Here is an 18,326-nt window from a genome sequence, read left to right as displayed (position 1 = left end):
TTCACGTCCGACTTTTACCGCGTGCCAAAGATCTTGTCACCGGCATCACCAAGCCCGGGCACGATATAGCCTGCGTCATTCAGTCCCTGATCCACCGACGCGGTATAGATATCCACATCCGGGTGGGCCGCCGTGACCTTCTCGATACCTTCTGGCGCCGCCACCAGCACCAACGCACGAATCTGTTTGCAACCGGCTTTCTTGAGCATGTCGATGCACGCCACCAGAGAACCGCCGGTCGCCAGCATGGGGTCGATCACCAGCGCCAGCCGCTCATCAATGTCATGGGCGAGCTTCTCGAAATACGCCACCGGTTCCAGGGTTTCCTCATCCCGATACACCCCCACCACACTGACCTTGGCACTGGGAATCAATTCCAGCACCCCGTCGAGCATGCCAATGCCGGCACGCAGAATCGGCACTACCGTGACCTTCTTTCCCTTGATTCGCTGGGCCGGTGCCGGGCCCATCCAGGTATCCACCTTGTAGTCTTCCAGCTCGAGATCGCTGGTCGCCTCATAGGTCAGCAGGCTGCCCACCTCCGCGGTGAGCTGGCGAAAACTGCGCGTGCTCAGGCTCTGCTGACGGAGCAAACCCAGCTTGTGCTTGACGAGGGGGTGGCGAATTTCGTGTAGGGACATGGGTGTTGGCTCCAGAAAAAACGGTCTGCGCGTATTGTGCGGGTTACAGCACAAATGTCACTGGTGTACATGCTGTCCACCGGGGTATCGCACCCGGTTTGTCGGTGCTAATGTCAAAGAAAAGAAAAATCAGGACCAGACCGTGAACAAGACCCTTGCCGAAATGCAGCGAAAAGAGTTTGTTTATGAGTGTGCCAGCCGCGCGCTGGCCGCCAGTTTCTCCAACCCGGCCGCCAAACCGTCCATCGCCAGTATGGTTCGCGACGCCGACAAGCTCTGGGAGGAACTGCAGGAATGGGAAACCCTTCGACAGGAGTCACAACTATGAAGTCACTGATCCAGATCCTTGTTATCACCTGCGCGCTGCTCGCCGGCCCCCTGTGGGCCGCAGACAGCATCAGCATCAGTGAGCTGAAACAGGCGATGCAAAGCGGCAACACCCCGATCATCATCGACGTTCGCGATGAGGACGAATACCTGGCCGGACACATTCCTGGTGCTATTCTGGTGCCAGCAAAGAACGTTGAGCACCATCTGGATATGCTTGAGAAGTACCAGAAGGAAGAGATCGTGCTGTACTGCCAGTCCGGCCGACGCGCCAGTGCGGCCGCCACCACACTGGAAAACGCCGGGTTCAAGCATGTGAAGCTTCTGGATGGTAATTTCCCGGGCTGGCAAGCCAGCAAATAAGCCCTTTTTCTTACTCCGGTGCCCTCTACTGGCACCGGAATAAGCATATTCCCATTCCTTCCCCCGCTACGACCTTCGGCCATTAGCCGCGAGCCCTCGCCGTTGCTATAATCCGCGCCCACCACCAACCCTGTTGAGAAGGACAGACCATGGATTTTGCTAAGGTTCCCGCCGGTAAAGAGATTCCGGAAGACATTTACGTGGCCATCGAGATCCCGGCCAACGCTGACCCGATCAAGTACGAGATCGATAAAGACAGCAACGCCGTATTCGTCGACCGTTTCATGGCAACTCCCATGTTCTACCCGGCCAACTACGGCTACATCCCCAACACCCTGTCCGAAGATGGTGACCCGCTGGACGTGCTGGTTGTCACCCCTTACCCGGTGGTTCCCGGTTCCGTAATCCGCTGCCGCCCGGTTGGCATCCTGAACATGACCGACGAAGCCGGTAAGGATGCCAAGCTGGTTGCCGTACCGCACACCAAGCTGACCAAGCTGTACGACAACGTGAAAGACATCAACGATCTGCCCGAGCTGCTGCTGGCCCAGATCAAACACTTCTTCGAGAACTACAAGGATCTCGAAGCAGGCAAATGGGTGAAAGTTGACGGCTGGGACGGCGTTGACGCCGCCAAGGCCGAGATCCTGAAGTCTGTTGAAGCTTACGAAAGCAGCAAGTAAGACGCACAGATCGGCACGCGTTTGCCGTTAACGCGTTGCCCAGGACTGGCATTGCGCCGGTCACGAGAGGCCGCCCCCAGCGATGAGGGCGGCCTCTCTGCGTTGCATCACAGGGAATCCGACGGTCAGGGCAAGACCGCCTCCCAATCCGGGTTTCACACTAAACGCAAAAAGGGCAGCCAACGCTGCCCTTGGGTTGACCACCTGCAACGCCCCTACAGGGTTTTCAGGTACTCCACGATGGCCCGGCGTTCGTGATCTGTCAGCACGGCATTGAACTCGTGACCCTCGTTGCCCTTGCCGTGCATGTGAGTGTTGAAGATCTTGCGGTCTTCCATCTGGTCACGGGTCAGCGTGGGCGGATTGAGGATGTTCCAGCTCAGGACCAGATTGGAATACAAACGAGACATGATCTGCTCGAACAGCGGGTCTTTCTCTTCGTCATTGGGATCACAGTTCAGATACGGCGTAACCGCAGGATTCCACCAGGTCCGATGCTCGCACTTCACAGTCTCGTATTTCCAGCCAAGTCGCTGCTGGTCGTAAGCGCGATCCAGATCCGTGTCATAGCCCATCACTACCCGGCCCTTCTGGTCCCAGCGCGCCGGAGCAGATTGGCGCCGCCACAGCGGTTGTCGGGCAGCGGGATCCAGAATTTCCCAGACGTTGGGGACCGAACCGTTGTGGAAGTACGGGGCAGAGGCCCAAACGCCGTAAAGAGGCGGAGCCAGATAACCAGGCTCACGGTCACCGCGAAGACGCTCCTGATTTTGCGGTCCACAATCCTGGCTGGTGCCACGGGTTGCAGGATAGCCGAAGAAATTTTTGGCCCCGGCTAGCTGGACAGCCTCATTGTTGGTTTCCAGGCGTACCGGATCGGTCCCGATAATATCCATGGGCACAATGTAGCCCGCCATGCCTTCCAGCTCCGGCGTGGCCAGGAAATCAGGATCGTCCGCATACCGCTTGGCGTAGGCACCATGACAACCGGCACAGGAACCGTTGCCTTGCGGACGGGGAATGGCGTTGTTACGTTCCGGCGCCCACATGTCCAGGGTATGGAACAGCTCTGCCCCTTCCCGTGCCAGTGCGTCATCGACCGGATAGGGATACTCCGGTGATTTGAGCCCTTCGATCCAGGTATTCACCGCCGGTCCGTGGGCGCGCATCCAGTCCTGCCCCCGTTCACTGACCGGTCCGCCCATCGCACCAAACAACCCGAAGAAGGGGGTGTAGAACACCATGTCCACACGACCGGCATCCATGGGAAATACCCCATCAACAAATTTCACCGGACGATGCCCCATGTTCCACCAGGCTGGCGTGTCCATGTCTGCCGTGGAACCGGAATTCATCACGCCAATGACTTCCGCTGGCGTCAATGGCTCCTCATCCGGAAACAGGAATGCCAGATTAATGTCACTGGCATTGTTGGTACCACGGCTGCGGTTAAGGTTGGCAAAGGTGGCCATCGACGCCGGGTAGCCCAGCGGCAACATGTCGCGGAGCAACAAATCCAGATCGGCAAGACTGCTGCCACCGCCGTAGATCACGCCTGGCCCCGTTCCCTCGCGGGAACCTGCCACGCCGCTGTGGCAAGCATGGCAGGTCACCCCGATACGGCCACTCCATGACCCATCCGGGTTGCGCAGCTGGGTAAACATCTCCGGCAACTTGCCGGAACCGCCATCAGTACGGTTGGGGTCTTCACCGGGCAAAGGGTAGGGATTGGGGCTGTCGCCAAAGCCCGAACCATAACGCTCGGCAACCAACTGATCGAAATTATCCGGGCGGAACGCAAAGCCTCCCCAGATCCGCCATACCTGGTTAAATTGTTGAGCGCTGAACGTGGACATGCCGTAACCCGCTTCGGGTAGAGTCGGATCCTGCCCTGCGAACAAGGCAGCAACGTTCGGACCGCCGGTGTCCATTAACCCCTCACCGTGATAGAAACGTTGACGTAAGCCGCCACAAGTCGTGGGGTGCCCCTCCTCCTTCACCAGCTCAGGATTGAGGTGACATTCTTTCCAGTAGGCATTGAAGTGCACCGCGCGGCCATCACTGATACCGGGCTGCACCAGAGTGCGCGGATCTTCCGGCATGAGGGTGTTATCCGGTTTGCCGTAACAGAAATCCCACTGGGCAGAGCCTCCGTGCTTACTGTCGAGCAACGCATCCGACGCAGCACAGGCTGGGGCGACCAACGCCAGGAGAAAAACCGGAAGAAAGAAACGAAACAGGAGAAATGAGGGCGCCCCCTCGGCTTGCTGCAGCATGGCTGATCCTCCAGGTGCGTGATCGCACCAGCATGGGATGGCTAGGTGGAGGAAAAGGGGCGCAATGCGTGTACCCGAGTGCCCGAGTTCGGCCCACTTCTCTTCCTTTGTTATTTCGTGACCCCCAGGTCACGGCAAAGGAAGCTACAAAAGCGGCCAAAATGAGTCAAATATATAAATATGTCTCACTGTTAACTTCTTTGCTTACGGAAAATATTGCACTCAGTTAAATAATTCCTTTACTTTCAAAAAGCTAAATAGAAATCCCCTCTCATTGAAGCCTACCTGAAAACCTGCCTCAGCCGACATACGGTATGCAGCAAGACTCACAGTCAGGCCGTCTCACCCACCGTCTCGGTACCCCTTCGGGGTCACCCCACTCCAGCGCTTGAACGCCTTGGAGAAGTTGGCCACATCGCTGTAGCCCAGCGTGTAAGCCACCTCACTGATACTGAGATCAGGCTTTTCCAGCAACCGTTGCGCCTGCCGATAACGCTCTTCATCCTGCAACTGACGATAGCTGAGCCCGGCCTGCTGCAAATGCCGTTTCAGGGTTCGGGCAGAGACCGCCAACCGGTCCGCCATGGCTTCCAGTGAGGGCAGCGGTGCCGGGTGGTCCTGCAAGGCGGTGCGAATCCGCTCTGCGGTCACCCCTTCCTCTTCTGTGCGCCATTGACGAAATTGCATCTCACACTGCTCTCGGGCAATGGCGGCCACCTGGGGGTCAGCCAACCGCGGCCGCGCCGCCAACGCTGACAACGGGAAAATCAGCGCATCGCTGGACTGCTCGAATAACACCGGCACGCCCACGTCCTTTTTCAACGCAGACAGCCACTCCGGGGCAGTACCTTGCCGATGGATCAGTGTCCCCTCCGGCAAGGTCTCCAGCAGCTGCTCGACCATAAACACGAGCCCAACCAGCATGGCCTCAATAATGAAGTCATGAGCAATCCCCAACGAGCGGGTACTGCGCAATTGCAGGTGGGCAAAGTCCCCTTTTCGGGCCTGATGAATTTCCAGAAAAGGGGCCCGCAAGCCGAGAAAACGGCAGGCGGCATCCAGTGCATCCTGGGCGCTGGCGCTGGACAGCGCCAACAGGCCCACAGGCCCATGTAGGGTAATACTCATGGCCCGGGCATAGCGAAACCCCAGACCGCGCTCCCCCACCATTTCCACGCCACGCTCCGCCACCGTCTGGGCCAGCGACATGGATACCCGCCGGTCTACCGCCAGCAACTCATCCCGGCTGACCCCCAACCCCGCCAGCAAGGCGGGGGCATCAAGGTCCAGCGAGACCAACAGGTCATAGAGCAACACCACATAAATGCCAGGAACACCGGCATTTCCCCAAGGACGGCCCGAACTCACCATTTGTTGGCCCTCCGCGACAAGACCATTAACTGCATGACATCGCATAGTAGCTCAGGAGCCTCTAAATGACTCCTTGTGTGCTCAGTCTTTCAGGCCGGCTCGCAATCTAGGCGCATTTTTGAAGGCATGCTGGTTGCCTGTCGAGAAAATGCAACAACGAGTGCGGGCCGGCCTGGAAGACCCGGAGGGCGCGACCTGAAGCGCACATCTGCTGCGCCTTGCCTCTCGAAAAGGACACCACCCTGACCATCGAGACAAGACACAACAGCTGCACGCTTCAGGTCACGCTGAGTACACAAGGAGTCATTTAGAGGCTCCTCGCATTGAGCGATGTCATCAACGGCATATTGCCCGGAGTGTAAAATGAATTTGTCTCTGGTGAAAAAACACACCCACCCTTCGGTCCCGATTACCCCTCGTCGCATGGGGTTCTCTTTTGAAGGCCTACAGCACGATGACTACTGGTTCGATAACGACCCGGTACTGACACACCTGCTGAACATCCTGTCGCTGACGTTTCCTGACGGTGAGCGTTTCTTTGTGGATTCGGTTCGTGCCCTGCGTGACCAGGTCGATGACAAGGATCGCCAGAAGGACATTTCCGGTTTTATCGGCCAGGAGGCCATGCATTCACTGGAGCACCAGGCCTTCAACGACCTGATTGCTGATGGCAAGTACGACGACATCGTCGGCAAGGCCCTGGCCGTTACCAACAAACTGTTAGCCGGTGCCCGCAAGCACATGAGCAAACGCCAGCAACTGGCCGCCACCGCAGGCCTGGAGCATTTCACCGCGATTCTGGCTGACGCCATTCTTCGCCGCCCGGACCTGATGAACAAGATGGACCCGGCAGTACGAAACCTGTGGGTGTGGCACGCCATCGAAGAGACCGAACACAAGGCGGTGGCCTACGACCTGTACAAAGACGTCAACGGCAACTACCTGGAACGCCAACGGCTGTTCCTCTCCAGCACTGCCTACCTGATCGGCTTTTCAAGCTACTTCACCTGGCAAATGCTCAAACGGGACAACGTCCACAAGAAGCCCCTGACCCTGGCAAAAGGTCTGTGGAAAGGCTTCGGCTACAAAGGCGTGATCAGCAGCATCATCCCCGCCTGGTTCTCCTACCTGAAACCCGGCTTCCACCCCTGGGACGATGACAACAGCGCCCTGATCGAGGAATGGCGCAAGACGCTGCCTGAGCCTAAGGGGAAGAAAATGGCAGTGAACAGTTAACAGTGAATAGTGAACAGTTGCGCGAGCAACGTTTTACTGTTTTTCAACGCAAGAGGCCGCGCCCAACCTTTGAGCGCGGCCTCTTGCGTTGAAGACCCTGAAAGACCAGGCCCGCGACGCTGTTCACTATTCACTGTTAACTGTTCACTGAAGTCTCAGCCTTCCACCAACAGCTTGCGCAAATCAATCAACGCTGCGTTGGCACGCGAAACATAGTTGGCCATCACCAGCGAGTGGTTGGCGAGCATGCCGAAGCCGTCGCCGTTGAGGATCATCGGGCTCCACACGGTTTCCTGGGTGGCTTCCAGTTCGCGCACCATCTGGCGGAAGCTGACGGTGGCGTTTTTCTTGCGCAGCACTTCGGCGAAATCCACTTCCGCTGCGCGCATCAGTTGCGCAAGCGCCCAGGTGGCACCACGGGCCTCATAAAACGCATCATCGATTTTCAGCCACGGGGTTTTCACAAATTCCTCGTCGGCATCCACCTTGGCCATGGCCAGGGCACCATCCTTGTCCACGTTGAGCTGGCTACGGCCGACGCTCTGGCTGAGTTTGAGACTCAGGGACCCCAACCGGTTCTGCACTTCGTTCAGCCAGTAGTTGAGGTTATCTGCACGAGCGTAGAACTTGCCGTCGTTTTCGTTGGCGTCAGTCAACCGGTCCAGGTAGCGCTGCAGGGCGCTGATCCCGCGGCGGTACTCACTTTCGGTGGCCGGCATGGTCCAGCTTTTGGCGTCAAAGTTGAACTGGGGTTCGGCAATGGCCAGGTCGCGGTCTTCCTGGCTCTGGGACTGGGAACGGCTCATGTCCCGGCGCAATACCCGGGTGAAATCCCGCACCTGTACCAGCGCGCCATATTCCCAGCTAGGCATGTTATCCAGCCACAGACGATGGGGCAGAATGTCATTACTCAGGTAACCACCCGGCTTGGACAGCAAGGTATCGGCAACAAAAATCAGCTCACGGGTGGTGGTTTCACCCGGCACCGCATCGGGCACAGGGGTCACCGTGCGCAGATCAGGTTCCTGGCTCCAGTACCAGCCAAGCAACACATCGACCAGCAGCAGCAGTACCAGCAACCACATCAATCCTTTCCAGATCCGGTTGTTGCGGGGGTCCAGCATTGCATCCCCCATTTTTTCGCTGAACTTCTCGTTACTCATGATCACTCCCAAGATCAGTCCGTCACTCACTATACATGAGGGATGAGCCCAACACCCAACCCTCCTGCATTCGTCAGCGTGTTGTTGCGGTCAGCCTATTGCCCTTTGCCTTGCCCGCCCCAGATGACGACAATAGCCCGCTTGTGGCCTCAGGAACCGTGGCGCTGTCTCGCGGTCTGAATCCGGGCTGAGGGACGGACGGGAGAATATGATGATGTTGATTTGGCGGCACTGCTTGCTGCTGGTTGCCCTGGTACCAGTCTTTATGACTGCCCATGCGAATGCTGACAGTCTGTTTGGCGATCAGGATCGTTTGCCCACCGTAGATGAAGCCATCGTACTGGTCACCGATGCCGACTGGGACAACCAGCAAGTGCTGCTCGACTTTGAGCTGTACGACAACCTCTATCTTTACCAGCACCAGTTCAAGTTCACCCTGACCGATACCAACGGCAACGTGCTGGATGACTTCTCCGATTTCACCCTGCCGGAGGGCAAAGCCAAGACCGACGAGATCTTTGGTGATGTGGAAGTCTATTTTCACCGCCTGTCACTGGCCTTGCCGCTGCAATCCGTGCCGCTGGTAGATACCCGACTGGAAGTGCGTTACCAGGGCTGTATCGAAGACACCCTGTGTTATCCCCCCACCAAAAAGATCGTTGAATTTGCCAGCCCCCAGCCGGAAAAAAAGTCGCCCGCCGCGTCGCCCACCAGCCCGGTCGCCTCTGACGACGCGGATTTCTTTGACACCCTGAATTCCGATGATGCCAATGCCTTCAATGAATGGATGGAAAACCAGTCCATTGGCCTGATCGTAGGCCTGTTCTTTGTCGGCGGCCTGTTACTGGCATTTACCCCCTGCGTGTTTCCGATGGTGCCGATTTTGTCAGGCATCATTGCCGGCCAGGACAACCCCAGCGCAACAAGGGGATTTGTCCTGAGCTGTGCCTATGTTCTGGGGGTGGCATTACCCTATACGTTGGCAGGGCTTCTGGTTGCCCTGTTTGGCGCAGGACTGAACCTGCAATTCCTTCTGCAGCAGCCCGCAGCGATCATCACCTCCGTGGTGATCTTTGTGCTCCTGTCACTTTCCATGTTCGGCCTCTATGAACTGCAGCTCCCTCAATTCCTGCGCGACAAGCTACATCAGCCCGGGCAGGAAAAACGCGGCAGTCTGCTCGGAGCGGGCATCATGGGGGCCATCTCAGCACTGGTGGTTTCGCCCTGTGTGACACCGATTCTGGCTGGCGCGCTGATTTATGTGGCGGCCAGCGGCGATGCCGCCACCGGCGCAGCATCATTGTTCGCCCTGTCCATCGGCATGGGCGTGCCACTGATCATCTTTGGTACCGGCGGCGGTAGCCTGCTGCCACGAGCCGGCATGTGGATGGAAGAGATCAAGCGCTTCTTCGGCGTGGTTATGTTGGGCGTGGCCATCTGGCTACTGGATCGTATCATCAGCGACACGCTCACCCTCGGCCTGTACGGGTTACTGCTGGCTATCTATGGCGTACAGCTTGGCGCGCTGGATGCCGCCGGCGAAGGCCTGGCTCGCCTCAAGCGAGGTGTGGCGCTGGTGCTGGCACTCTACGGCTCAGTGATGATTGTTGGCGCGCTCAGTGGCGGCAGCGATCCGCTGCAACCCTTGCAGCCGCTCACCCAGCCGGCAGCAACAGTGCAGCAGCAAGCCAACCCGGCCACACAGGACCACGGCCCATGGAAAACGGTTGTCGGCAAGGCATCACTGGAGCAGGCACTGGCCGCGTCCCGCCAGGCGGGCAAGCCCGTGTTGGTGGATTTCTTCGCCGAATGGTGTGTCGCCTGCAAGGTGCTGGAGGAAACCACCCTCAGCAACGCAACCGTGCTCTCCAAAATGCAAGGCTTTGACCTCTACCGGGTGGATATCACCGAGATCAACGCCGACAGCCAGGCCATCATGGCGCAATACAACATCCTCGGCTTGCCGGCCCTGGTGTTCTTCACCCCTGCCAGCAACGAAATCCCCAAATCCCGGGTACTGGGTGAAATGGGACCGGAACGCTTTATTGAGCACCTTAACGCCAGGGTGATGCCTCACCTGTAAGGCGGCAACAAGAAAGAAACGGGTTTTGAGTAACGCGTTGCGAAAGGCCAACCCCCAACACCGGTGCAGAATGGCCAGGTTTTACCTTTGAAACTCGCAACGCGTCACTCGCGGCCTCTTCTCTCTGACCCCGCCACCGCAATCGCTCCCCTCTCCCGGTGTGTCTTTCCCTTTCAACTTTGAATTTTCAACTCTGCTCCGCGGGCACTGTCTGCCAGCCCACACAGCCCGTCCCGCGCCTCGTAGCCAAAAACTGATAGCCAGCGCCTCCACCCCCTAAACAAAAATCGTGAAACAGTACCGATATCCCGGCATCTTCCGTCAACTTGTAACGAATGTTGTAAAAGCCTTTTTTCTGCCATGAAATCCCCCTAGTATTGCATTGGTGCGAGAAAGCGAAGGATTCCTAGCCAATTTCCCGCACGTTCACAACAAATAACGACACGTTTCCAGGGAGACCCGATTTGGCTTCCATTCTGGTCCTGCATGGCCCCAACCTGAACCTGCTTGGCACCCGCGAGCCGGAAAAGTACGGCCATACCACCCTGGCCGACATCAATCAGCAACTTCAGCAGCAGGCCAGCGACGCCGGCCACCATCTGCAGCACCTGCAGAGCAATGCGGAGTACGAGCTGATCGAGCGTATTCACGATGCCCGTACCGAAGGCATCGATTTCATCATTATCAACCCGGCAGCATTCACCCACACCAGTGTGGCGTTGCGTGATGCCCTGCTTGGCGTAGCGATCCCCTTTATTGAAGTGCACTTGTCCAACGTGCATGACCGGGAAACGTTCCGCCATCAGTCCTATTTTTCTGATATCGCCCGCGGCGTGATCTGCGGCCTGGGAGCCACCGGCTACCAGCTCGCCCTTACTGCTGCCCTTGAACAACTGGCCCCCAACGCATAACTGGATGGTTTAGAGACATGGATATTCGCAAGATCAAGAAACTGATTGAGCTGCTGGAAGAGTCTGGCATTGAAGAACTGGAAATCTGCGAAGGCGAAGAGTCCGTTCGCATCAGCCGTGGTGGCAACAAGGTAGCGGCTGCACCGGCCCAGTACTACGCCGCCCCGCAAGCGGCCCCCGCCGCACCGGCTGCTGCTCCGGCACCCGCAGCAGAGGCCGCGGCCCCGGCCGCAGAAACCCCCAGCGGCCACCTGGTTCGCTCTCCCATGGTGGGCACCTTCTATCGCTCCCCGGCACCAGGCGCGCCGATGTTCGCCGAAGTAGGCAAAAAGGTTCAAGCCGGCGATGTGCTGTGCATCGTCGAAGCCATGAAAATGATGAACCAGATCGAAGCAGACAAGTCCGGCACCATTGATGCCATCCTGGTAGAAGACGGCGAACCGGTTGAGTTTGATCAGCCTCTGTTCTCCATCGTTTAAGGAGAGCTCTCATGCTGGAAAAGGTTGTCATTGCCAACCGCGGTGAAATTGCCCTGCGTATCCTGCGTGCCTGCAAGGAACTGGGGATTCGTACCGTGGCCGTTTACTCCAAGGCCGACCGCGACCTCATGCACGTGCGCCTTGCCGACGAAGCCGTGTGCATAGGTCCGGCACCGTCCGTGGACTCCTATCTGAATATTCCGGCCATCATCAGTGCCGCCGAAATCACCGATGCCGACGGTATCCACCCGGGCTACGGCTTTCTGGCCGAGAACGCGGACTTCGCGGAAAGCGTGGAGCGCTCCGGCTTCACCTTCATCGGCCCCAAGGCCGATACCATCCGCCTGATGGGCAACAAGGTTGCCGCCATCGACGCCATGAAAAAGGCCGGCGTCCCCACAGTTCCAGGCTCCAACGGCCCGGTGGGTGACGACGACGAAGGCGCCCTGCAGATGGCCCGCGACATCGGCTACCCGGTCATCATCAAGGCGGCAGCCGGCGGTGGCGGACGAGGCATGCGCGTGGTGGAAGAAGAGCGCCTGCTGCTCAACGCCATCACCCTGACCCGTTCCGAAGCCAAGAACGCCTTCGGCGATGCCACCGTATATATGGAAAAGTTCCTGCAAAAACCGCGTCATGTGGAAGTGCAGGTCCTCGCTGACGGTGCCGGCCATGCTATCCACCTGGGCGACCGTGACTGCTCCCTGCAGCGCCGTCACCAGAAAGTAGTGGAAGAGGCGCCCGCGCCGCACATCCCCCAGCATCTGAAAGACGAAGTGGCGCAACGCTGTGTCGATGCCTGCAAGACCATTAACTATCGCGGCGCAGGCACCTTCGAGTTCCTGTATGAAGATGAGCGCTTCTACTTCATCGAAATGAACACCCGCGTACAGGTTGAGCACCCGGTAACCGAAATGGTGACCGGCGTCGACATCGTCAAGGAACAGCTGCGCATCGCCGGTGGTGAGGGGTTGCAACTGCAGCAGTCCGACATCAAATTCCAGGGCCATGCCATCGAAGTCCGGGTCAACGCGGAAGACCCCGTTCGTTTTACCCCGTCACCGGGCAAGATCAGCTACTTCCACGCCCCTGGTGGCAACGGCGTGCGTGTCGACTCGCACATCTATAGTGGCTACACCGTACCGCCCTACTACGACTCCCTGATCGGCAAGCTGATCACCTGGGGCGAAGATCGCAACATTGCATTCGCGCGCATGCGCAACGCCCTGGACGAGATCGTCGTGGAAGGCATCAAGACCAACGTGGATCTGCACCGCGAAAAAATCTTCAAGGACAAGGCGTTCATTGAGGGCGGCGTGGATATTCACCACCTTGAGAAGAAACTGGGCAGCGAATAGCGGCCACAAACGTTAGGCCCGGCGGTATCACAACCGCCGTAAAAAGGCCGCGATCAGTATCTGATCGCGGCCTTTTCGTTGACTGGAACGCGCTTAACGCAGCCACGAACCGCTCATTTCAGTACACATCAGGGCCGCTTTCGCACCCGCAGTACCAGCGCCCGCCCCACGATGTCATAACCGTGCGCCGCAGCTATTTCATGCTGGCGACGCTCAATCACCGGGTCGCGAAATTCAACAATTTCATTCGTGTCCACACACACCATATGGTCATGCTCTTCGCCAGAAGAAAGCTCAAACACTGAATGACCGTTATCGAAGTTATGGCGGGCAACAAGCCCGGCTTGCTCAAACTGGGTCAGCACCCGGTAAACCGTGGACAGACCAATGTCCTCCCCAGCCTGATGCAGATGCCGGTAGAGATCTTCCGCAGTGAGATGATGGCGCTCTTCATCGATGGACTCGAGCATTTGAAGGATACGTACGCGAGGCAACGTCGCCCGCAGACCCGCGCTTTGCAGGGCCTGATTCTCTGCTTTCATTATTGTGCTCCATGCAATATCTCGGTCAGCCCGACGTGGGCAGTGCCGTTTTCTCCCTGCCCCTATAATAATGACGAACGACCCAAAAAAATGTGCACTTTATCTGCCACTCAGGGATGGTGTTGGCAAAAATTCACGGTAAAGTTCAGATCATGTCATGTTCAGGCGAAGCCCTATGCCACTGCAGCGTCGTCAATTTCTCGCCCGTCTTTTTTTTGCTTCCTTGCTCCCTGCAACGGCATTCTCTCGACCGGATCTAACCCGAACCATGGGCTCCACCCTCGCGGACCGAGGGTCTTCGTTCTACCGCTTTGAGAATTTTCGCGTCACATCCGAAGATGGCGAGCGCCGCTACCGGGTATGGTTGGCCATCCCGCACTCCCCACCGCCGGAGCAAGGCTATTCGTCACTAACCCTTCTCGACGGCAATGCCGTGCTGCACCATCTTCAGGAAGACTGGCTTGCACCGTTGCCGGAAAACACTCTGCCGGTACTGATCATGGTGGGTTACGACACCGATCTGCTGTTTGATGTGGTGGCTCGCCAACGGGACTACACGCCGGCACTCCCCGGTGAAGGCCTGATCCCTGATCCCCGCCGACCGGAACGCCTTGGCGGCGACGCCGACGCCTTCCTGGCCCTGCTGGAAACCCGCATCAAACCCGAAGTGCAAAAGCGCGCCCGCCTCAACCTGGCACAACAATCCCTGTGGGGGCATTCGTTTGGTGGCCTGTTTGCGCTCTACGCGCTGGCATCACCTTCCAGCACCTTTACTCGCTATATCCCGGTCAGCCCGGCAACCTACTGGCACAACCACGCGATCGATCACTACCTGAAAGACAGGCCGTCCCCGGCACAGGTATGGCTGGCACGAGGTACTGATGAAGTCCGTGCGACCCCGGATATGGACGATGCCGCCATTGCACGCCTGAAACAGCAAGGCAGCGACGCCTTCATGACCACAGTGCAAACCCTGGCACAACACCCGCCATTGCAAGTGCACTGGAAACCCTTCCCCGGCCTGAGCCACGGCGCCATGCTCCCGGCCTCCCTTCCCGACGCCCTGGCCATCGCCAGCGGCAAAACACCCCCTGGCTGGAACCCACACCCCACACAATCTTAGGCCTGTTAAGACCGGGGTATGCGCCGCGGACAACCAACGGCTCTGTCTGTTCCGCTTAAACGTGGGAGATTCGCTTGCAAGCAAGCTCCCACAACAAGACCTAATCCGGAGTGATTCGCCGCGACCTTAACTGCTATCATCCCCCACGTTGGGGCGAACGCCCCACGCAGCTGTTCACTTTTCACTGTTAACTATTCACTAGAGCGAAGCGAAAATGGCCTGGCTCCAGCTCCACCTTGCCACGACGGAAAAACACGCCGATGCCTTTCAGGCCGCGCTGGAAAATCTGGGCGCCTGCGCCGTAACCCTCACCGACGGAGCAGACCAACCCGTGTTCGAACCACCGCCAGGCACCCGACCGCTATGGCAGAACACCGTTGTCAGCGCCTTGTTCGAGGCCGACGCAGAGCTGGAACTGATCCTGAGCGCCCTGCAGCAGCAAGGACTGCAGGCTGATGCGCATCATCATGAAACCCTGGAAGACCAGGTGTGGGAACGGGCGTGGATGGATGACTTCTCCCCCATGCGATTTGGTGAACGGCTATGGATTGTGCCGAGCTGGACTGATGCGCCAGACCCAAACGGAGTCAACCTGAAACTGGATCCCGGCCTGGCATTCGGCACCGGTACTCATGAGACCACCGCGCTCTGTCTCGAATGGCTGGACGGGCACGCCCTGAACGGCAAGACGGTATTGGACTTCGGCTGCGGCTCTGGTGTGCTGGCCATTGCTGCCCTGCTACTGGGAGCCGGCCAGACCACTGGCACCGACATTGATCCCCAGGCTCTGATTGCCAGTGAAGAAAACGCCCGAAACAATGGCGTAGCTGACCGACTCGACCTGTTTCTTCCGGAACAGATGCCGGCCGAATACCGCTGCGACGTGCTGGTGGCCAACATCCTGGCCGGCCCACTGGTCGAGCTGGCCGAACTGCTGGCTGGATACTGCAAACCGGGTGCTGGCCTGGCCCTTTCGGGGATCCTCGCCGAACAGGCAAACGACGTACGCGATGCCTACTCACGCTGGTTCGACCTGACGCCAACCACACAAAAAGGGGACTGGGTACGCATTGACGGAGTGCGCAAGAGCGCCTGAGCACAACCGCAGAGCAAGTCCCGCTCCGCGCCGGCGCCTCTTGCATGGCCCGAAACCGACCTAAACTGAGGCGCAGGTCCTTGCGGGCCATAAGGTTTATTCGGTAAAAAGAGTTTACGCCAGCCGCATGAGCAGCATGTCGCAGGCGCCGCCGCCAACCAATAACAATCAGGCATGTCCATGTCCACCCAGTACAAGACCCGCTGCCCACACTGCGCAGCCCAGTTCAAGATCACTGACGAGCACCTCAAACAAGCTCGCGGTGCCGTACGATGCGGATCGTGTCTCCAGGTGTTTCAGGCGACGGACTACCTGGTGAACCCACCTGAACAGCCGGCAGACCAGAAAGACCGCTGGGCGGGCGCTCTGGACGGCAACCCCCAACAAGACCCCCCCTCTGCATTCAGCAGTGGCTCCCTGGATCTCGATCCGGAATTCGAAGACCAGGATGACCATGAAGGCCATGCCGACAGCGGTTTAAGCATTGAAGGCATGGAGCTCAGCGATTCTTTCATGAATCTGGGCGAAGATGGCGAAGAAGGCCTGGGGGAAGATTTCGCCGACATGCACGGTGCAGGCCGCGCAAGCCACAATGAGGGCGCAGACGAAGCCTGGGCAGAGGCCCTCCTCCAGGAACTGGAAGACGAACCCGATCCGGTTCGCCCAGAAGACAACACGCCCGGCAAGGCGGTTTTTGCCCCACTGGATGATCCAGGCAGCAAACGCCCTGCGCCATCAGCTTCACCGACAAAGGAAAAAACACCGCCCAAACCGAAAGCCGCCCAAGCATCTTCCCGCGACGACGACTCTCTTTTTGGTGGCCTCGATCTTTTTGGCGATGAACTGCCTGAAACGCCCGTTACCATCAAAACAGCGGCCCCCCTGCGCGAGCGGGAAGCCCATTTCCGGCGCCAGCGTGACTGGTCCGGTCTGGCCAAGTGGGGAGCGCTCTCCGCACTGGCGATGGTTCTGCTGGCATCTCAATACAGCTACTTTAATTTCGATCAGTTGGCCCGCACCCCGCAATGGCGCCCTGCCTATCAACAGTTGTGCAGTGTGCTAGGCTGCCAACTTCCCAACCGCAGTGACTTGAGCAAAATGCGGGGTGCCAACCTGGTGGTTCGCAGCCATCCGCAGTTCAGCAATTCCCTGGTCGTCGATGCCATCCTGTTTAATGAAGCTCGCTACCCGCAACCCTTCCCGGACCTGGAGCTCACCTTCAGTGCACTCAACGGCAAAGCCATCGCTGGCCGCCGCTTCAAACCGGATGAATACCTGCATGGTGATCTAGCCGGCATGGACACCATGCCCACTCATACCCCTCTGCATGTTTCCCTGGAAATCGTCGATCCGGGAGATCAGGCGGTTAACTACAACTTGCGATTACTCGCCAGCCCAGAGTCCGCAGGCCGCCCCGACGCATGACACTCCGGCCGTCGACAGCCTGACCCTCGCTCGCTCCGACACGTGCCATAGCAGCCGTGTCGGGGCAAACCATTACCGATGCCTGATTCCACTTCCGGAACAAATCCGTGCATTTTTTACTCAGCGGCCTTTCATCGTGGGTCGCTGATCTCTATCATTAGCTCCCTTTTTAACCAACCGACCACCCAACCCCATGCAGATTGGCCCCTACACCCTGCCCAACCCCCTGATTCTGGCCCCCATGGCCGGCGTCACGGATCGCCCGTTTCGGCGATTATGCAGGGATTTGGGTGCCGGCCTGCTGGTGTCGGAGATGGTCACCTCGGACACTCGTCTGTGGAACTCTCGAAAATCCCGCCAACGGCTCGACCATAGCGGTGAGCCGGGCCCGATTTCAGTACAGATTGCCGGTGGTGAACCGGCGATGCTGGCGGATGCGGCCCGCGCCAATGTGGATCACGGCGCCCAGATTATCGACATCAACATGGGATGCCCCGCCAAAAAGGTGTGCAAACGCGCCGCGGGCTCTGCCCTGCTGGCCGATCCGGATCTGGTGGCCCGTATTCTGGATGCGGTTGTTGCGGCGGTGGATGTCCCCGTGACGCTGAAGATCCGCACCGGGCCTGACCGCGCCCACCGCAACGCCATCGAGATCGCCCGCATCGCCGAAGCAGCGGGTATCCAGGCGCTGGCCATCCACGGCCGCACCCGGGCCGACAAATTCAATGGAGAGGCGGAATACGCCACCATTGCCGACGTGGTAAAGGCGGTAAATATTCCAATCATGGCTAACGGTGACGTGGATAGCCCGGAAAAAGCTAAACGGGTACTGGAATCCACGGGAGCCGGTGGTATCATGATCGGCCGCGCTGCTCAGGGTAACCCATGGATCTTCCGGGACACCCTGCATTACCTCGAGCACGGCTCGCTGCCCGCAGCGCCGTTAGTAGCGGAAGTCCATGATTGCGTGCAACAGCACCTGGCCGAACTTCACCAATTCTATGGTGAGTTCATGGGGGTTCGTATCGCACGCAAGCACCTGGGTTGGTACACACAGAACCTGCCCGGAGGGGAAGACTTCCGGCGTGGATTTAACACACTGGAAAATGCCACCGACCAACAGGTGGCAATCGAGCAGTTTTTCCAACAGATCAACGTCACAACCGACCGGGTTCGCTTTGGTCGGTATGGCGAAGTGTCTGCCCGGAAGAAAAACGGAGCCCTGGCCGCATGACCCTCTCTTCAGTTA

General features: G+C 58.5%; 17 protein-coding genes. 12 read left to right on the top strand and 5 right to left on the bottom strand.

What is annotated here, in order from left to right; translation table 11 throughout:
* Nucleotides 1–14: 14 nt before the first annotated feature.
* Complete coding sequence (gene upp / locus D4A39_RS10415) at nt 15–641, bottom strand: uracil phosphoribosyltransferase (RefSeq protein WP_022986788.1); 627 nt, start codon at nt 639–641, stop codon at nt 15–17.
* Nucleotides 642–783: 142 nt separating this feature from the next.
* Here upp and D4A39_RS10410 point away from each other — a divergent pair, with 142 nt between their 5' ends.
* The 3 genes from D4A39_RS10410 (at nt 784) to ppa (ending at nt 2,014) form a co-directional block, all read left to right on the top strand.
* Nucleotides 784–969, top strand: a complete 186-nt coding sequence (locus D4A39_RS10410) for a hypothetical protein (RefSeq protein WP_022986787.1) — start codon at nt 784–786, stop codon at nt 967–969.
* Nucleotides 966–1,331, top strand: coding sequence for a rhodanese-like domain-containing protein (locus D4A39_RS10405; RefSeq protein WP_022986786.1), 366 nt, complete (start codon nt 966–968; stop codon nt 1,329–1,331). The genes D4A39_RS10410 and D4A39_RS10405 overlap by 4 nt, the downstream gene beginning before the upstream one ends.
* A gap of 149 nt (nt 1,332–1,480) precedes the next feature.
* Nucleotides 1,481–2,014, top strand: a complete 534-nt coding sequence (gene ppa, locus D4A39_RS10400; RefSeq protein ID WP_022986785.1) for an inorganic diphosphatase — start codon at nt 1,481–1,483, stop codon at nt 2,012–2,014.
* 215 nt (nt 2,015–2,229) lie between these two features.
* Here ppa and roxB read toward each other — a convergent pair whose 3' ends face one another.
* Together roxB and D4A39_RS10390 are read right to left on the bottom strand one after the other, a co-directional pair.
* Entirely contained in the window at nt 2,230–4,290 is a 2,061-nt protein-coding gene (gene roxB, locus D4A39_RS10395; RefSeq protein ID WP_022986784.1) for a rubber dioxygenase RoxB, read from the bottom strand.
* A gap of 342 nt (nt 4,291–4,632) precedes the next feature.
* Nucleotides 4,633–5,661 carry a helix-turn-helix domain-containing protein gene (locus tag D4A39_RS10390; protein ID WP_119918067.1) on the bottom strand — a complete coding sequence of 343 codons (1,029 nt, stop codon included), beginning with the start codon at nt 5,659–5,661 and terminating at the stop codon, nt 4,633–4,635.
* Nucleotides 5,662–6,024: 363 nt separating this feature from the next.
* On the opposite strand from D4A39_RS10390, the gene D4A39_RS10385 reads away from it, so the two are divergent.
* The gene (locus tag D4A39_RS10385) at nt 6,025–6,897 is read left to right on the top strand and encodes a metal-dependent hydrolase (RefSeq protein ID WP_102790708.1); all 873 of its coding nucleotides are present in this window, start codon (nt 6,025–6,027) and stop codon (nt 6,895–6,897) included.
* Between the two features lie 155 nt (nt 6,898–7,052).
* On the opposite strand, the gene D4A39_RS10380 is transcribed toward D4A39_RS10385, so the two are convergent.
* On the bottom strand, nt 7,053–8,060 hold the full coding sequence (locus tag D4A39_RS10380; RefSeq protein ID WP_031226136.1) for a DUF2333 family protein: 1,008 nt from the start codon (nt 8,058–8,060) through the stop codon (nt 7,053–7,055).
* A 208-nt stretch (nt 8,061–8,268) separates the two neighbouring features.
* On the opposite strand from D4A39_RS10380, the gene dsbD reads away from it, so the two are divergent.
* The 4 genes from dsbD to accC all read left to right on the top strand — a co-directional run bounded on the left by dsbD (nt 8,269) and on the right by accC (nt 12,891).
* Nucleotides 8,269–10,143, top strand: a complete 1,875-nt coding sequence (dsbD, locus tag D4A39_RS10375; RefSeq protein WP_233552465.1) for a protein-disulfide reductase DsbD — start codon at nt 8,269–8,271, stop codon at nt 10,141–10,143.
* 464 nt (nt 10,144–10,607) lie between these two features.
* Nucleotides 10,608–11,054: a type II 3-dehydroquinate dehydratase gene (gene aroQ / locus D4A39_RS10370; RefSeq protein WP_119918065.1), complete on the top strand. Its 447-nt coding sequence runs from the start codon at nt 10,608–10,610 to the stop codon at nt 11,052–11,054.
* Nucleotides 11,055–11,071: 17 nt separating this feature from the next.
* Nucleotides 11,072–11,533, top strand: coding sequence for an acetyl-CoA carboxylase biotin carboxyl carrier protein (gene accB / locus D4A39_RS10365; RefSeq protein WP_022984648.1), 462 nt, complete (start codon nt 11,072–11,074; stop codon nt 11,531–11,533).
* Between the two features lie 11 nt (nt 11,534–11,544).
* A complete protein-coding gene (gene accC / locus D4A39_RS10360; protein ID WP_022984647.1) occupies nt 11,545–12,891 on the top strand; it encodes an acetyl-CoA carboxylase biotin carboxylase subunit in 1,347 nt (448 codons plus the stop codon).
* A 128-nt stretch (nt 12,892–13,019) separates the two neighbouring features.
* Here the strand turns inward: accC and fur are convergent, their stop codons facing one another.
* A complete protein-coding gene (gene fur, locus D4A39_RS10355; RefSeq protein WP_022984646.1) occupies nt 13,020–13,433 on the bottom strand; it encodes a ferric iron uptake transcriptional regulator in 414 nt (137 codons plus the stop codon).
* A gap of 175 nt (nt 13,434–13,608) precedes the next feature.
* Here fur and D4A39_RS10350 point away from each other — a divergent pair, with 175 nt between their 5' ends.
* From D4A39_RS10350 to dusB, 4 genes are all read left to right on the top strand, one after another.
* Nucleotides 13,609–14,556 carry an alpha/beta hydrolase gene (locus tag D4A39_RS10350; protein WP_158586929.1) on the top strand — a complete coding sequence of 316 codons (948 nt, stop codon included), beginning with the start codon at nt 13,609–13,611 and terminating at the stop codon, nt 14,554–14,556.
* A gap of 214 nt (nt 14,557–14,770) precedes the next feature.
* Nucleotides 14,771–15,652: a 50S ribosomal protein L11 methyltransferase gene (prmA, locus tag D4A39_RS10345; RefSeq protein WP_022984644.1), complete on the top strand. Its 882-nt coding sequence runs from the start codon at nt 14,771–14,773 to the stop codon at nt 15,650–15,652.
* Nucleotides 15,653–15,832: 180 nt separating this feature from the next.
* Entirely contained in the window at nt 15,833–17,077 is a 1,245-nt protein-coding gene (locus D4A39_RS10340; RefSeq protein WP_119918063.1) for a DUF3426 domain-containing protein, read from the top strand.
* Nucleotides 17,078–17,270: 193 nt separating this feature from the next.
* Nucleotides 17,271–18,311, top strand: coding sequence for a tRNA dihydrouridine synthase DusB (gene dusB, locus D4A39_RS10335; RefSeq protein WP_022984642.1), 1,041 nt, complete (start codon nt 17,271–17,273; stop codon nt 18,309–18,311).
* Nucleotides 18,312–18,326 lie beyond the last annotated feature (15 nt).

The sequence above is a fragment of the Alcanivorax profundi genome, assembly GCF_003597125.1.
Classification (GTDB): Bacteria; Pseudomonadota; Gammaproteobacteria; order Pseudomonadales; family Alcanivoracaceae; genus Alcanivorax; species Alcanivorax profundi.
This window is presented reverse-complemented; position numbering and strand designations above follow the sequence as displayed.